General features: G+C 59.3%; 1 pseudogene. It reads left to right on the forward strand.

Annotated elements, in window-relative coordinates:
- Nucleotides 1-553 (forward strand): annotated as a pseudogene (locus CXQ89_RS18505) (class I SAM-dependent DNA methyltransferase); the annotation flags it as partial.

A 553-nucleotide genomic window follows, 5' to 3' on the forward strand; every position in this document is an offset into this window, starting at 1 on the left:
CCTGTTTCTTGAGGCCGGCGCAGCCGACGCTGCTGAAGATGTCTTGTCATCGGTGGAGCCACTCGGCCGCGTGCTCGTCGACGGCAAAGAGGCGCCCTCCCTGACCGTAGCTAAGGTCGTATCTGAAATATTCCTGTCTGAAAACTCACCGAAGTACGTCGTTATCATGGCTGGTCGCTGGCTGATACTGACGGAGCAGGAACGCTGGGCCGAAGGTCGGTATCTGGCCGCCGACGCCCTGCTGGTTGCCGACCGAAACGATACTAGAAGGCATTTTGAAACCGATCGCTTCCTGGTCATTTTCGGCCGGGATTCGCTCATGCCAACTCCGGACGGGTCCATCTGGTGGGATGACATTCTGGCGGCCTCCGTCAAGCACACCGTTGGTGTCTCACAGGACCTGCGGGAGGGCATCCGTCGGTCTATCGAAATCATCGCCAATGACGTGCTCAAGAGGCGAGCCGCTCGCGGGCTCCCGGTGGAGGATGTCGACGGTCAGGACCTGGCGCGCCAGTCCCTGAGGTTCCTTTACCGCATACTTTTCCTGTTGTAT

This window comes from Arthrobacter sp. ZGTC212, assembly GCF_002929255.1.
GTDB classification, from domain to species: domain Bacteria; phylum Actinomycetota; class Actinomycetes; order Actinomycetales; family Micrococcaceae; genus Arthrobacter_B; species Arthrobacter_B sunyaminii.